Source organism: Streptomyces aurantiaciflavus, assembly GCF_049808595.1.
In the GTDB taxonomy this organism is placed as follows: domain Bacteria; phylum Actinomycetota; class Actinomycetes; order Streptomycetales; family Streptomycetaceae; genus Streptomyces.
The window spans coordinates 23,188-37,449 of record NZ_JBNCAQ010000039.1 but is presented as its reverse complement, the minus strand read 5'-3'; the positions used below and the strand labels follow the sequence as shown (position 1 = coordinate 37,449).

The 14,262-nt window shown below is 71.5% G+C and carries 16 protein-coding genes; 7 read left to right on the top strand and 9 right to left on the bottom strand.

Annotated elements, in window-relative coordinates; translation table 11 throughout:
* The 4 genes from ACPT94_RS34755 to ACPT94_RS34740 all read right to left on the bottom strand — a co-directional run.
* Positions 1–1,408 (bottom strand): sensor histidine kinase (locus ACPT94_RS34755; RefSeq protein ID WP_425247680.1); only part of this gene is annotated, 1,408 nt, incomplete at its 3' end.
* An 11-nt stretch (positions 1,409–1,419) separates the two neighbouring features.
* Positions 1,420–2,133, bottom strand: a complete 714-nt coding sequence (locus ACPT94_RS34750; protein WP_360338296.1) for a response regulator transcription factor — start codon at positions 2,131–2,133, stop codon at positions 1,420–1,422.
* Between the two features lie 120 nt (positions 2,134–2,253).
* Positions 2,254–2,853 carry an FMN reductase gene (locus ACPT94_RS34745; protein ID WP_360338293.1) on the bottom strand — a complete coding sequence of 200 codons (600 nt, stop codon included), beginning with the start codon at positions 2,851–2,853 and terminating at the stop codon, positions 2,254–2,256.
* Entirely contained in the window at positions 2,850–3,983 is a 1,134-nt protein-coding gene (locus tag ACPT94_RS34740) for an LLM class flavin-dependent oxidoreductase (protein ID WP_425247679.1), read from the bottom strand. Before ACPT94_RS34740 ends, ACPT94_RS34745 begins: the two co-directional genes overlap by 4 nt.
* 193 nt (positions 3,984–4,176) lie before the next feature.
* Between ACPT94_RS34740 and ACPT94_RS34735 the strand changes: the two genes are divergently transcribed.
* On the top strand, positions 4,177–4,962 hold the full coding sequence (locus tag ACPT94_RS34735) for a DUF6597 domain-containing transcriptional factor (RefSeq protein ID WP_360338287.1): 786 nt from the start codon (positions 4,177–4,179) through the stop codon (positions 4,960–4,962).
* A gap of 42 nt (positions 4,963–5,004) precedes the next feature.
* On the opposite strand, the gene ACPT94_RS34730 is transcribed toward ACPT94_RS34735, so the two are convergent.
* From ACPT94_RS34730 to ACPT94_RS34720, 3 genes are read right to left on the bottom strand one after another with little or no spacing between them, the layout of a single operon-like run.
* Entirely contained in the window at positions 5,005–5,838 is an 834-nt protein-coding gene (locus ACPT94_RS34730) for a TIGR03943 family putative permease subunit (RefSeq protein WP_425247678.1), read from the bottom strand.
* Positions 5,835–6,857 carry a permease gene (locus ACPT94_RS34725; protein ID WP_360338649.1) on the bottom strand — a complete coding sequence of 341 codons (1,023 nt, stop codon included), beginning with the start codon at positions 6,855–6,857 and terminating at the stop codon, positions 5,835–5,837. Before ACPT94_RS34725 ends, ACPT94_RS34730 begins: the two co-directional genes overlap by 4 nt.
* Before the next feature lie 24 nt (positions 6,858–6,881).
* Positions 6,882–7,355, bottom strand: coding sequence for a MarR family winged helix-turn-helix transcriptional regulator (locus tag ACPT94_RS34720; RefSeq protein ID WP_360338281.1), 474 nt, complete (start codon positions 7,353–7,355; stop codon positions 6,882–6,884).
* An 88-nt stretch (positions 7,356–7,443) separates the two neighbouring features.
* Between ACPT94_RS34720 and ACPT94_RS34715 the strand changes: the two genes are divergently transcribed.
* Complete coding sequence (locus tag ACPT94_RS34715; protein WP_360338278.1) at positions 7,444–7,779, top strand: YnfA family protein; 336 nt, start codon at positions 7,444–7,446, stop codon at positions 7,777–7,779.
* A gap of 35 nt (positions 7,780–7,814) precedes the next feature.
* Here the strand turns inward: ACPT94_RS34715 and ACPT94_RS34710 are convergent, their stop codons facing one another.
* Complete coding sequence (locus tag ACPT94_RS34710) at positions 7,815–8,252, bottom strand: ester cyclase (RefSeq protein WP_360338275.1); 438 nt, start codon at positions 8,250–8,252, stop codon at positions 7,815–7,817.
* A 232-nt stretch (positions 8,253–8,484) separates the two neighbouring features.
* Here ACPT94_RS34710 and ACPT94_RS34705 point away from each other — a divergent pair, with 232 nt between their 5' ends.
* A complete protein-coding gene (locus ACPT94_RS34705; protein ID WP_360338272.1) occupies positions 8,485–9,261 on the top strand; it encodes an SDR family NAD(P)-dependent oxidoreductase in 777 nt (258 codons plus the stop codon).
* The gene (locus ACPT94_RS34700) at positions 9,258–9,437 is read left to right on the top strand and encodes a hypothetical protein (RefSeq protein WP_360338269.1); all 180 of its coding nucleotides are present in this window, start codon (positions 9,258–9,260) and stop codon (positions 9,435–9,437) included. Before ACPT94_RS34705 ends, ACPT94_RS34700 begins: the two co-directional genes overlap by 4 nt.
* A gap of 75 nt (positions 9,438–9,512) precedes the next feature.
* Here the strand turns inward: ACPT94_RS34700 and ACPT94_RS34695 are convergent, their stop codons facing one another.
* Positions 9,513–10,706 carry an RtcB family protein gene (locus ACPT94_RS34695; protein WP_360338266.1) on the bottom strand — a complete coding sequence of 398 codons (1,194 nt, stop codon included), beginning with the start codon at positions 10,704–10,706 and terminating at the stop codon, positions 9,513–9,515.
* A gap of 215 nt (positions 10,707–10,921) precedes the next feature.
* On the opposite strand from ACPT94_RS34695, the gene ACPT94_RS34690 reads away from it, so the two are divergent.
* The 3 genes from ACPT94_RS34690 (at position 10,922) to ACPT94_RS34680 (ending at position 14,262) form a co-directional block, all read left to right on the top strand.
* Positions 10,922–11,755, top strand: a complete 834-nt coding sequence (locus ACPT94_RS34690; protein ID WP_425247677.1) for a DUF3558 domain-containing protein — start codon at positions 10,922–10,924, stop codon at positions 11,753–11,755.
* Between the two features lie 118 nt (positions 11,756–11,873).
* Entirely contained in the window at positions 11,874–12,815 is a 942-nt protein-coding gene (locus ACPT94_RS34685; RefSeq protein ID WP_425247676.1) for a DUF3558 family protein, read from the top strand.
* Positions 12,816–12,918: 103 nt separating this feature from the next.
* Positions 12,919–14,262, top strand: coding sequence for a DUF2637 domain-containing protein (locus tag ACPT94_RS34680; protein ID WP_360338257.1), 1,344 nt, complete (start codon positions 12,919–12,921; stop codon positions 14,260–14,262).

Sequence of the window (14,262 nt, the reverse complement as noted above, 5' to 3'; positions counted from 1 at the left end):
CCCCCCGGTTCACCCCCCCCCCCCCCCCCCCCCCCCCCCGCCTAATGGCCAACGCCGCGCCCCCGTGCGCCAGCGCCACCTCCCGCACGATCGACAGGCCCAGCCCCGACCCCGGCAGGGACCGCGCGTCCGCGGCCCGGTAGAAGCGGTCGAAGACGCGGGTGAGGTCCGTCTCGGTGATGCCGGGGCCCCGGTCGAGGACCTCCACACGGACCGTGCCGGGCCGAGCCGGGCCGGTGAGGTTGATCTCGATCGGCGCCCTGCCCTCGCGGTCGAACTTGGTGGCGTTCTCGACGAGGTTGGACAGCGCGCGCTGCAGCATGCCGGGCCGCCCGTCGGTGGTGGTGTCGCCGCTCGCACGGACCAGGATCCGGCGGCCGGTACGGCGGCGGGCGAGGCCGGCGACCTCCTCGGCGAGGTCGGCGAGGTCGACCCGCTGCGGCGGCTCGGTGTCGGACTGACCGGCCGCGAGATCGACCAGCTCGTTGACCAGGTCGGTGAGTTCGCGGGCCTCCTGGCCGAGGTCGGCGACGAGCTCGTCCCGGGTGGCGGGGGGCAGCTCGTCGATACGGTGGAGCAGCGAGATGTTCGTACGCAGCGACGTCAGCGGCGTCCGCAGCTCGTGGCCCGCGTCCTGGACCAGGCGGCGCTGGTCCTCCTCGGACTGCGCGAGGCGGCCCAGCATGCGGTCGAAGGCGCGGCCGAGGCGGCCGACCTCGTCGTAGCCGGTGACGGGGACCTGGACGCCGAGCCGGCGGGTGCGGGCGACGTCCTCGGCGGCGGTGGTGAGGATGACCAGGCGGTGGGTGATCCGCCGGGCCAGCCACCAGCCGAACAGGCCGGCCGCCGTCACGACCGCGATCATCAGCACCAGTGTGCGCTGCTGCAGCGCCCGCAGCAGGTCCTCCGTGTCGCTGAACTCCTGCGCCACCTGCACCGCACCCCGCCCGCCGCCCAGCGCGACGGTCGCGACGCGGTAGACGTCGCTGCCGACGTCGACGTCCTTGTGCTCGGCGTGCGCCCCGGCCGTCGCGGCGGCCGCGACCCTCCGGTCGGCGTCCTTCACCGGCAGCCCGGGGCTGCCCGGGTCGACGACCGCCCCGTCCGGCCCCAGCACCTGCACGTCCGTACGGGCCGGCCGCACGATGTCGTGGCCCGGCGAGGAGGAGGAGAAGTCCTCGGGGTCCATCGCCTGGTCGCGCACCTCGTCCCGCAGGTCCTGCACGACCTCGTCGAACACCGACTCCTGGTCCACCCGCACCAGCCGGGCGGCGGCCGAGTACGACAGGACACCCACGAGGACGGTCACGGCGGCGGTCACGGCCGCGAAGGACACCGCGAAGGTCGTCCGCAGCGAGACGAGCTTCGGGCGCCGCCGGGACACCCACCGCCGCAGACGTCCGCCCACCCGCGCGCCCCTCACTCTTCCCGCAGCACGTAGCCCACGCCCCGCACGGTGTGGATCAGCTGCGGGGCGCCGGGAGCGTCGAGCTTGCGGCGCAGGTAGCCGACGTAGACGGCGAGGTTCTTGGAGCCGGGGCCGAAGTCGTAGCCCCAGATGCGGTCGTAGATCGTGGAGTGGTCGAGGACGATGCCCGCGTTGCGCACGAGCAGCTCCAGCAGCTCGAACTCGGTGCGGGTCAGCTCCAGCTCCCGCTCCCCGCGCCAGGCGCGGCGCGCCTGCGGGTCCATGCGCAGCCCGGCGGCCTCCACGTGCCGCTCGGAAGTCGTCGCCGCCGGCTTCGGCACGTCGACGACGGCCCCCGGGTTGGTACGGCGCAGCAGGGCCCGCAGCCGGGCGAAGACCTCCTCCACGTCGAAGGGTTTCACCACGTAGTCGTCGGCGCCCGCGTCCAGGCCGGCGATCCGGTCGGCGGTCTCCACGAGCGCCGTCAGCATCAGGATGGGCGTGCGGTCGCCCTCGGCGCGCAGCACCCGGCAGACCTGGAGGCCGTCGATGCCGGGCATCATCACGTCGAGGACGAGCACGTCCGGCGGCGACTTGTGGGCGTGCGCCAGCGCCTCGACGCCGTCGGCGACCGCGGTGACCTGGTAGCCCTCCAGAGTCAGGGCCCGTTCGAGGGCGTGACGGATGGCGCGGTCGTCTTCGGCGAGGAGCACGGTCTGAGGCACGGGTTCAAGTCTGCCAAGCCAACGCGGTCGTACGACGTGATGAGCGGCTCACCCGGCGTCGTTCTTACGTGCCTCTCACCCACGGCGGCGCAACCCGGCGCGCGCCCCCGTGCCGTCCGCTCACCCCGCGGGGCGCAGCGCGGCGAGCTGCTCCGCGAACGGCACGACCTCGAACTCGTCCTGCGCCGGCTTCGCCGGCTTCACCGCCGACAGGCCGCTCATCAACCCCGCCAGCTCCCCGGCGGCCCGCTCGATCCGCTCCGGCAGCCCCTCCGCGCCCCAGTCCTCCGAGGCGGCGTAGACGGCGGTCGGGACGACGACGGCCCGCAGGTAGGCGAAGAGCGGCCGCAGCGCGTGCTCCAGCACCAGCGAGTGCCGGGCCGAACCACCGGTGGCCGCGATCAGCACCGGCTTCCCCGCCAGCGCGTCCTTCTCCAGCACGTCGAAGAAGGACTTGAACAGCCCGCTGTACGACGCGGAGAACACCGGCGTGACGACGATCAGCCCGTCCGCCGCCGTGACCGCGTCGAGCGCGGCCGCCAGCTTCCGCCCCGGGAACCCGTTGGTGAAGTTGTGCGCGATCTCGACGGCGAGGTCGCGCAGCTCCACGACCTCCACCTCCGCCGGGGTCCGCCCGGCGGTGGCCGCCGCGAGCCGGTCGGCCAGCAGCCGGGTGGACGACGGGACGCTCAGCCCCGCCGAGACGACGACGAGCTTCATGCGACGGTCTCCTTCTTCGCGGTCTGCGCGTCCTCGGAGGTCTGCGTGTCCTTCGCGGTCCGCGCGGCGGTGAGCAGGGACTGGTGGGTGGGCGCCTGAGGCACATCGGCCGGACGGCCCTTGGCGAACTCCTCGCGCAGCACCGGCACGACCTCCTCGCCGAGCAGGTCGAGCTGCTCCAGGACGGTCTTCAGCGGCAGCCCCGCGTGGTCCATCAGGAACAGCTGGCGCTGGTAGTCGCCGGCGTACTCACGGAAGGACAGCGTCTTCTCGATCACCTGCTGCGGCGAGCCGACGGTCAGCGGGGTCTGCTCGGTGAAGTCCTCCAGCGACGGCCCGTGCCCGTACACGGGAGCGTTGTCGAAGTACGGCCGGAACTCACGGACGGCGTCCTGCGAGTTCTTCCGCATGAAGACCTGACCGCCCAGGCCGACGATGGCCTGCTCGGGCGTGCCGTGCCCGTAGTGCGCGTACCGGGCCCGGTACAGCTCGACCATCCGCTTGGTGTGGTCGGCCGGCCAGAAGATGTTGTTGTGGAAGAAGCCGTCACCGTAGTACGCGGCCTGCTCGGCGATCTCGGGCGACCGGATGGAGCCGTGCCAGACGAACGGCGGTACGCCGTCCAGCGGGCGCGGGGTCGAGGTGAACCCTTGCAGCGGCGTACGGAACGTGCCCTCCCAGTCGACGACGTCCTCGCGCCACAGCCGGCGCAGCAGGGCGTAGTTCTCGATGGCGAGGTTGATGCCCTGCCGGATGTCCTGCCCGAACCACGGGTAGACCGGCCCGGTGTTGCCGCGCCCCATCATCAGGTCGACGCGCCCGTCGGCCAGGTGCTGGAGCATCGCGTAGTCCTCGGCGATCTTCACCGGGTCGTTGGTGGTGATCAGGGTGGTCGAGGTGGAGAGGATCAGCTTCTCGGTCCGCGCGGCTATGTAGCCGAGCATCGTGGTCGGGGACGAGGGCACGAACGGCGGGTTGTGGTGCTCGCCGGTCGCGAAGACGTCCAGCCCGACCTCCTCGGCCTTCTGCGCGATGGCGACCATGGCCTTGATCCGCTCGCGCTCGGTCGGCGTACGGCCGGTCGTCGGGTCCGGTGTGACGTCGCCCACCGTGAAGATCCCGAACTGCATGGTCGCTCAACCTCCAAAGTTGTTGACCGTTGAACTATATCGCCTGAACGACCACCCCGCGGCCCCTATTCCCCGCCACTTCCCCGCTGCCCTCCCGCCGCTTCCCCGCTGCTCTCCCCGCCACTTCCCCACCCCCTCGCCCGCCTCCTCCCGCGTACCCCCGACTGTCAGTGCCCCGCCCTACGATCCCGGCATGGCCGCCCCACGCCGTGACACCCGAGGCATCGTCGAGGCCGCGGAGCTCTTCGCCCGCGTCCGTTTCCGGCGCCGCGAACCGGCCCCGCCGCTGCGCCCCTACCTGGAGCACTACTGGCTGATCGACTGGGACCTGGACCAGCCGTACGCCTCCCACGTGGTCCCGCACCCCTCGGTGAACCTCGTCTTCCAGCGGTACGAGGGCCGGGCCCCCTTCGCCGAGCTCGCCGGGATCGGCCTCGGCCTCTTCACCCAGAAACTGGAGGGGAGGGGCCGGGTCTGCGGCATCCAGTTCCGCCCCGGCGGCTTCCGCCCCTTCGCACCGGACCACCCCGTGAGCGACTGGACGGGCCGCCGGGTCCGCCTCCCGGACACCGACCCGGAGCCCGTCCTCTCCCCCGACGGCGAGGACGCCCGCGTGACCGCCCTCGACGCCTTCCTCCTCACCCTCGGCCCCCACCCCGACCCCCAGGCCGACCAGGCGATGACCCTCGTCGACCACATCCGCACCGATCGCGCCGTCCGCCGCGTCACCGACCTGGCGAAGGCGGAGGGCGTGTCCGTACGACTGCTGCAGCGCCTGTTCGCCGCGTACGTCGGGGTCGGCCCGAAGTGGGTGATCCTCCGGTACCGCATCCATGAGGCCCTGGAACGGGCGGAGACCGAGGAGCGGGTGGACTGGGCGGCCCTGGCAGCGGACCTGGGCTACGCGGACCAGGCCCACCTGGTCCGTGACTTCAAGGCGACGGTGGGCGTACCGCCGACGGCATACGCGTCCCGGTAGGGACGCGCGGAGGGCGATCGACCGTCAGGACGGGATCGACGGTCAGGGCCCGAGCGGCAGCGCGTCCGTGTACCCGTTCGTCGGCCGCTCCGCCTTCTCGACGCCGCGGGCGTCCAGCGCGACCGGCGCGGACCTCGTCCCCAGGGTGCCGCCCGCGTGCCAGGTGCCCGTCACCGTCACCCAGGTGTCGGCGGCCGGGGCCTCGACCCCGTACACCCGCACCTTCACCGACTGCGCGTCCGCCGCGCAGCACGACAACAGGATCCGCGTCAGATACCAGCCGTCGCCCCCGTCGGCGGGCGTGACGAAGCCGGTCATACGGACCGTGCGCCCCTTGATGGCCTGCCCGGTGTCCTGCTGCACCCGCTGGGTGAAGTCGGTGAGCGTGATCGGCAGCGGCGAGGTCGCGGGCAGCGGATCGAAGCCGTCCTCCTCGACGACGGCGACCGCCTTGGGCGCCTCACGGGACGCGGTGAACGAACCCAGCGCGGGCGGGGCGTAGAAGAGCAGACTCAGCGCGGGCAGGAACAGCAGCCAGGCGACTCGAGGGACACCGGAGTGGTCGTGCCCGTGCCCGTCGCCCTGACCGTGCCCGTCGCCATGGCCGTAGCCGTGACCGTGGCCGGGACCGTCATCGTGGCCGTGACCGCCGCCGTGCCCCCCGTCACCGCGACCACCGTGCCCCGCCGGTCTCGCCGGCCGCCACGCGGACCACGCCTCCGCCGCCCCCAACAGGATCAGCACCGCCCCCGACCCGATCAGCAGCGGCCGCATGCCCTCCTTCACGTACCTCAGATACGCGTCCGTGAAGAGCGCGGCCTGCAACAGCCCCAGCCCGCTCAGCACCAGCAACCCCACCTGCGCGAACCGCTTCACAGCAGCACCCCTCCCACCACCACGCTGCACACGACCGCGACGACGGCCGTGGCCGCCGAGAAGCGGACCGCGAAGGCCCGCCCGAACGTCCCCGCCTGCAGGGCGATCAGCTTCAGGTCGACCATCGGCCCGACCACCATGAACGTCAGCCGCGCGACCGGCGAGAAGCCGCTCAGCGAGGCCGCCACGAACGCGTCCGCCTCCGAGCACACCGCCAGCACGATCGCCAGCACCGCCAGGAACAGCACCGACAGCCAGGGCGAGTCGGCGAACGCCTCCACCACCGAGCGCGGCACCGCCACGTTGAAGGTCGCCGCGGCCATCGCCCCGACCACCAGAAAGCCGCCCGCGTGCAGGAAGTCGTGCTGGAAACCGCGCCGGAACTCCGTCCACCGGCTCTCCCCCGGCCGGTGCCCGGTGTGCCGCACGGCCGGCTTCAGCCACTCCGCGCGCCCCAGCCAGAGCCACAGCCAGCCCATCACGGCCGCGGTGACCAGCGACGCCAGCAGCCGGGCCAGCACCATCTCCGGACTGCCGGGGAACGCGATGGCCGTCGCGGTCAGCACGACCGGGTTCACGGCCGGCGCGGACAGGAGGAAAGCGAACGCGGCGGCCGGGGTGACCCCCCGCCCGATCAGACTGTTCGCCACCGGCACCGACGCGCACTCACAGCCCGGCAGCACCACTCCCGCCGCCCCCGCGACCGGCACCGCCAGCGCGGGCCGCTTCGGCAGCAGCCGGTTGAAGACACTCGCCGGCACGAACGCGTTGATCGCCCCCGACAGGGCCGTACCCAACAGCAGGAACGGCAGCGCCTGCACGGTCACCGCCAGACACACCGTCCGCCACGCCTGGACGGCCGGCTCGTCCAGCGACCGCCCCACGAGCACCAGCACCGCCCCCGGCAGCACGGCGGCGCCGGCCAGCAGCAACGGCCAGTGCCGGGGCAGCCCGCGCGCGGGCGCCTCAACGGCCGTGTCCGCCCCCGGGACCCGTATGCCGGTGTCGGCGGCGTCCATACCGGTGTTCGTGGCCCCCATGCCCTAGACCAGCCCTCCCCGCAGCCGCACGACCTGCTCCCCGCTGAACTCCACCGTCCGCCGCATGTGCCGCACGATCACGGCGAGTTCGGCGTCGTCCAGGTCCGCGAAGAGGGGGCTCCAGTCGCCGCCCAGCCGCTCCCACGTACGCCCGAACTCGGCGATGCGCTCCGGCACCGTCGCCACCAGCACCTTCCGCCGGTCGACCGCGTCCCGCTGCCGCACGACGTACCCCGCCTTCTCCAGCCGGTCCACCAGCCGCGTCGCCGACCCGGTGGTCAGCCCCGTCAGCTCGGCGACGCGGCCCGTCGTCACCGGCGCCCGCTCCAACGACAGCAGGTTCAGACACTGCAGATCGGTGGGGTGCAGCCCCAGACGGTCGGCGACGGCCTGGTTGAACAACGCGAAAGCGGCCACGTACCGCCGGGAGACGGTGGACAACTCGTCCAGCAACCGCGACCGCACGTTCCCGGACATCGCCCGCACACCCCTTCGTCAGCGCCGTCCGCAGATCGTACGACGCCCGGGCACCGGCGACAGGGCACCGCCATGCCAAGCTGCTGCCATGCTCGTCCTCCGCTCCGCCGCCCTCTTCGCCGTCGCCGCGCTCTTCGAGATCGGCGGCGCGTGGCTGGTCTGGCAGGGCGTGCGCGAGCACCGCGGCTGGCTGTGGATCGGCGCGGGCGTCATGGCCCTCGGCGCGTACGGCTTCGTCGCCACACTCCAGCCGGACGCGCACTTCGGCCGGATCCTGGCCGCGTACGGCGGAGTCTTCGTCGCCGGTTCACTGGCCTGGGGCATGGTCGCCGACGGCTACCGCCCCGACCGCTGGGACGTGACGGGCGCGCTGATCTGCCTCGCGGGCATGGCCGTGATCATGTGGGCGCCGCGCGGCGGCTGAGGCGCACGCCCAGGAGAACCGGTGCTGTTCGCTCCTCAGGACGGCTCTTCGGACAACAACCCCAACTGCCCCAGGAACTCCAGCTCGTCGAAGTAGAGCCGGTAGTCGATGATCCGCCCGTTCTCGTCGACCGTGGCGAGATCGACCCCGCGCACCCTGACCTCCTTCCGGGTCGCGGGCAACGACTCCCCGGAGGGCAGGTGGATCGGACCCTCGTTGCGGCCGCTGAAGTATCCCTCGTCGATGGCGGTGTTGCCGATCTCGTACGAGTGCAGCGACTCGTACGAGGCCTCGGGTATGGCGCCCGTCATCTGACGCCAGTACCGAACGATGTCGTCACGCCCATGCAGTTCCCCGCCGTCGGGGGTGAAGGCGACCGCGTCCCGCGCGAACAGCTCTCCGATGACCTCGGGGTCCTGCTGCGTGGTCAGCGCCTCGGTGAGCCGGTCCATGACCTCACGCGCCTGCCCCATGGTCCACCTCCGGAAGACAGGAGGATCACCCCCCTCATTCTCCCACCGGAAGCCCACCGAGGCCGACCAAAGAGGCGGACCGCGGAGACCGACCAACGAGACAGGCCACGGAGACCGACCAGCGAGACGGACCGCGAAGGGCGACCGCGGAGCGAGATCGCCGACCGTCCGCGCGCCCCGCCCACCTATCCTGGCCGAGCACGCTTTCGACCCCGTCCGAGGAGCAGCCCCCATGGCCCCCGCCGCACCGTCCGCCGCCTCCCGCATCGCCGTCGTCACCGGTGCGAGCAGCGGTATCGGCGCCGCCACCGCCCGGCAGCTCGCCGCAGCCGGCTACCGCGTGGTCCTCACCGCCCGCCGCAAGGACCGTATCGAGGCACTGGCCGAGGAGATCGTCGCGGCGGGCGGTTCCGCGACGGCGTACCAGCTGGACGTCACCGACCGCGCGGCCGTCGACGAGTTCGCCACGGCCTTCAGGACGATCGGCGTCCTCGTCAACAACGCGGGCGGAGCGCTCGGCGCCGACCCGGTGGCCACCGGCGACCCGGACGACTGGCGCACGATGTACGAGACGAACGTCATCGGCACCCTGAACCTCACCCAGGCCCTGCTGCCCAAGCTGGTCGCGAGCGGCGACGGCACGGTCGTCGTCGTCTCCTCCACCGCCGGCCACGGCACGTACGAGGGCGGCGCCGGCTACGTCGCCGCCAAGCACGGCGCCCACGTCCTCGCCGAGACCCTGCGCCTGGAGATAGTCGGCCGGCCGGTCCGCGTCATCGAGATCGCGCCCGGCATGGTCAGGACCGACGAGTTCGCCCTGACCCGCTTCGGCGGCGACCAGGAGAAGGCGGACAAGGTCTACGAGGGCGTCGCCGAACCCCTCACCGCCGACGACGTGGCCGACACCATCACCTGGGCGGTGACCCGCCCCAGCCACGTCAACGTCGACCTCCTGATCCTGCGCCCCCGCGCCCAGGCCTCCAACACGAAGGTCCACAGGGAACTGTGACGACGGAAGAGAACCCGGAGGGGACGGAGATCTCCCCCGAACGGGCAGCGGAACAACGCCGGCTGGCCCAGGAGAAGAAGGACGAACGCCAGGTGTGGATCTTCCTGGCCTACTTCCTCTTCGGCATCCACATCATCGCCTTCGTGATGATCTACGCGGTGAGACACGGGAACTGACGTCGCGAGTCGCTCGCGCGACGCACGAAGAAGGGGCCCGAGCCACCCGGCCCGGGCCCCTCCCTCCGACGGGCGTCAACCCTTCACACAGACAACCTGCTTGAGCTTCGCCACGACCTGCACCAGGTCCCGCTGCTGGTCGATGACCTGCTCGATCGGCTTGTAGGCGCCGGGAATCTCGTCCACGACACCGGAGTCCTTGCGGCACTCCACGCCCCGCGTCTGCTCCTCCAGGTCCTTCGTCGTGAAGCGCCGCTTCGCCGCGTTGCGGCTCATGCGCCGACCGGCGCCGTGCGACGCAGAGTTGAAGGCCTTCTCGTTGCCGAGACCCTTCACGATGTACGAACCCGTGCCCATGGAGCCCGGGATGATCCCGTACTCGCCGGAACCGGCCCGGATCGCGCCCTTGCGGGTCACGAGCAGGTCCATCCCGTCGTAGCGCTCCTCGGCCACGTAGTTGTGGTGCGCGCTGATCTCGGGCTCGAAGGTCGGCTTGGCCTTCTTGAACTCCTTGCGGACCACGTCCTTCAGGAGCGCCATCATGATCGAGCGGTTGTACTTCGCGTACTCCTGCGCCCAGAACAGGTCGTTGCGGTACGCCGCCATCTGCGGGGTCTCCGCTATGAAGACGGCGAGGTCGCGGTCGACCAGGCCCTGGTTGTGCGGGAGCTTCTGGGCCACGCCGATGTGGAACTCGGCCAGTTCCTTGCCGATGTTGCGGGAACCGGAGTGCAGCATCAGCCAGACAGAACCGGTCGTATCCGTGCACACCTCGACGAAGTGGTTCCCCCCGCCAAGGGTTCCCATCTGCTTTTCGGCCCGGTCGTGCCGGAACTTCACTGCCTCAGCAACTCCGTTGAACCGCCCCCAGAAGTCACCCCACCCGGCCGTACCGAAGCCATGCAGCTGCCCCGGATCCACGGGATCGTCATGCATCCCCCGCCCCACCGGAATGGCCTGCTCGATCTTCGACCGCAGCCGGGACAGATCCCCCGGCAGGTCGTTCGCCGTCAGGGACGTCTTGACCGCCGACATCCCGCAGCCGATGTCGACGCCCACAGCCGCCGGGCACACCGCACCCTGCATCGCGATGACCGACCCGACCGTCGCGCCCTTCCCGTAGTGCACGTCCGGCATCACGGCCAGGCCCTTGATCCAGGGCAGGGTGGCGACGTTGCGCAGCTGCTGGAGTGCGCCCTCCTCGACCGCCGCGGGGTCGGTCCACATACGGATGGGGACCTTCGCGCCCGGCATTTCCACGTACGACATGTCTTCCTCAATCCCCCGGAAACACAACAGAAGTCTGAAATCGCAAAACCGGCGCCAAGGTCGACGAAGGGGACAACGGACCGGCGTCCACGGTGGTGCGTGCGATACACATTGTCTGCAGGGGGCGCCCCCGCCCGGCAAGCGAATAACCAGCGGGGACCACTGAGCCGAGCACGACCAGCCAGCCACGAAGTGACCGTCGAGAGGAGCCGACCGTGCAGCGGAAGGCGTACGTATCCGGCGTCGCCGCGCTCCTCGCGGTGCTGTTGGCCGGGTGCACCGGCGGCTCGGACGACGGTGGTACGCCGGACGACTCCAAGCAGGGCCAGGCCGGCACGGCGACCCCCACGGCCGAGCCCGGCCGGTACGACACGCTCCCGCAGGCCTGTGGCGCCGTCAGCCGCTCCACTCTCGACTCCCTCCTCCCCGGCATCCGTGAGATCGCCGACGAGACCCAGCGTGAGGCCGCGTACGAGGGCGAGGCGACCCTGACGTACGACACGGACCGCAAGGCAGGCTGCCGTTGGAAGGTGCAGTCGACGGACGCGACCGACCACCTCTCCGTCGACTTCGAGCGCGTGGTGTCCTACGACAACGCGGTCAGTGACGACAGTCAGGCCGAGGAGCTGTTCGCCGAGAAGGTGACGGCGGCCGACCTGCCGGTGCCCGCGGCCTCGGAGACGAGCAGCGGGACGGCCTCCCCCGCCACCGGTGCGGCTCCCTCCGCCACCCCCGTCGCCCCTTCCCCTTCCTCGGCCTCTTCCGCCTCCACGTCCCCCTCCCCGTCCGTCTCCACGGCCCCCGCCAACCTCCAGCCCCGCCTCCTCGACGACCTGGGCGACGAGGCGTTCGTCGACGACGTGCTCACCGACTCCGGTTCGACGGCCGAACAGCGCACGGTGACTGTGGCGTTCCGCACGTCGAACGTCGTCGTGACCATCCAGTACGAGGAGCAGCCGGCGACTACGGGCACGACGCCGGACAGCAAGGAAATGCAGGACAGGGCCCGGAAACTGGCCGCGCAGCTCGCCGACTCCCTGGCCGGCTGAGGGCACTTCGCGGGCGTCCGGCGCTGGTCCGCAAAGCCCTGGAAGCGGAGCCACACAGCTTCTTCACCGCGTACCGTGGCCCCTCGGACCCGATCCGACCGCAGGAACCACGAGCGTCATGAGTGAAGGAACCATGCAGCGACGAGCCCAGCGAGACGACCAGCGTGACCAGCGTACGAAGCGTGCCGGAGGCCTGAACCGTCTCCTCGCCGCGGCAGCCGCACTCCCCGTGATGCTGGTCGCCGTGGGCTGCTCCTCGGATTCCGGTTCCGGCGGCGACGCGCAGAAGGCCGGTGCCGACACCAACGCCAACGCCGAGGCCGGCGCCACCGTGAGCGCTCCGCCGACCGTGCAGGCGGCGGCGTACAAGGCGCTGCCGGAGGCGTGTGCGGTGCTGTCGAAGAAGACGCTGACGGAGCTGGTGCCGAAGGGGACGAAGGGCAAGGAGGGCTCGTCGAGCGACACCGCCACGCGGGCGTCCTGCTCCTGGTCCAGCCTGGACAACAACGGTGTGAAGGGCTCGCAGTTCCGTTGGCTGAACGTCTCCCTGCTGCGCTTCGAGTCGGCCGCGGCGACCGGCTCGGGTGAGCAGCAGGCGCAGGAGTACTACACGAAGCAGGTGCAGGACGCGCAGGGGGTGACGGGCGCGACGAACGCCAAGACGCTGCCGCTGGCCGGGGCGGGCGACGAGGCGACGACGGTGCGCTACGACCTGAAGAAGAAGGAAGGCGCGTTCAAGCAGCAGACGGTGGTGGCGCGGGTCGAGAACGTCGTGGTGACCCTGGACTACAACGGCGCGGGTCTGGCGGGCGAGAAGTCGCCGAGCGCGGACACTCTGACGAAGGCGGCGGAGAAGGCGGCCAAGGAGGCGGTGTCGTCGGTCTGGTCGGCCAACGGTGAGGGGACCAACGGCGAGGCGGCGGGCGCCGGTTCGGCCACGAGCCCGTCGCCGGGCAAGTCGTCGCCGTCGTCGTCCCCGTCGTCGTCGCCGTCGCCGTCCGCGTCCTCCTCCGCCTCTTCTTCGGCCTCGCCGTCGAAGTCGGCGGCCAAGAAGAGCTGACGTACCGGCAACCCGTGCGCCGCACACGTGTGTCACCCTGTTGCGCGCACCAACACGCAACGGGAGGGGAGCAGGGGTGGCCGCGCCTATCCAGCTGACTCGGATGCACCGCGTTCTCATCGGCGTGGTCGTGACCGGCGCCGTGATCATCGCCGGGATCGGTTTCGCCGGTTCCTACGCGGCCGTCCGCGAGCTGGCGATCAAGAAGGGCTTCGGGAACTTCTCGTACGTCTTCCCGATCGGTATCGACGCGGGCATCTGTGTGCTGCTCGCGCTGGACCTGTTGCTGACGTGGATCCGTATTCCCTTCCCGCTGCTGCGTCAGACGGCGTGGTTGCTGACGGCGGCGACGATCGCGTTCAACGGCGCCGCCGCCTGGCCGGACCCGCTGGGCGTGGGCATGCACGCGGTGATTCCGGTGCTGTTCGTGGTCGCCGTCGAGGCGGCTCGGCACGCCATCGGCCGCATAGCGGACATCACGGCCGACAAACACATGGAGGGTGTGCGCCTCACTCGCTGGCTGCTCTCTCCGGTGCCCACGTTCCTGCTGTGGCGCCGTATGAAGCTGTGGGAGCTGCGTTCCTACGACCAGGTCATCAAGCTCGAGCAGGAACGTCTCGTCTATCAGGCGAGGCTGCGCTCCCGCTTCGGCCGCGCCTGGCGCAGGAAGGCTCCGGTGGAGTCGCTGATGCCGTTGCGTCTGGCCAAGTACGGCGTCCCTCTGGTGGAGACGGCTCCCGCGGGCCTGGCGGCCGCGGGTATCGAGCCGGCGTTGCTCCCCCCGGCGCCCCAGCAGCAGCTGACGCCGGCTTCCGCGACGAACCCGGCGCTCACGGCGGCCCCGGGGGACGCGGTGGCCGGCGCCCCCGCGGGCACGGCCGCGGGCGATCGTGCCGCCGGGGCGGCGCCCGTCCCGCAGCGGGCGACATCTCCCGGCGGGCAGCGTCCCCACCAACCCGGTGCTCAGGACGCCGGGTACCCCGACACCGCAGCCGGGCCCGAAGTGAACCCGTGGCTGCACGCCCGGCATCCGCAGCAGGTGGAGTACCACGGCGGCTACGACCCCCAGTACGACCCCGAGGCGCAGTACGAGCAGTGGTACGAGGAGCAGCTCCAGGCCGAGCAGTACGAGGACCAGTACCAGGAGGAGCCTCCCGCGCCCGGCCAGGAACCCTCTCCGGAGGAGACGGGCAGCTTCCCCATCCCGGTGGGTCCGAACCGCACCCGTGAGCTGGGTGAGGGCGGCGGTCCGCCGGAACCGGACGAGGAGGCGTACTACCAGGTGTTCCGTCAGTCGATAGACGGCAGCTACCCGACGCCTCGGGTCCTCGGGGACAACATCCAGGCGACGTACGGCACGACGCTGAGCCCGAGCGCTCTGAAGGCTCTCGCGGAGCGCTTCCAGCAGCGCCACTCGGCGGAGCTGGAGGAGGACCACATCGCGTGA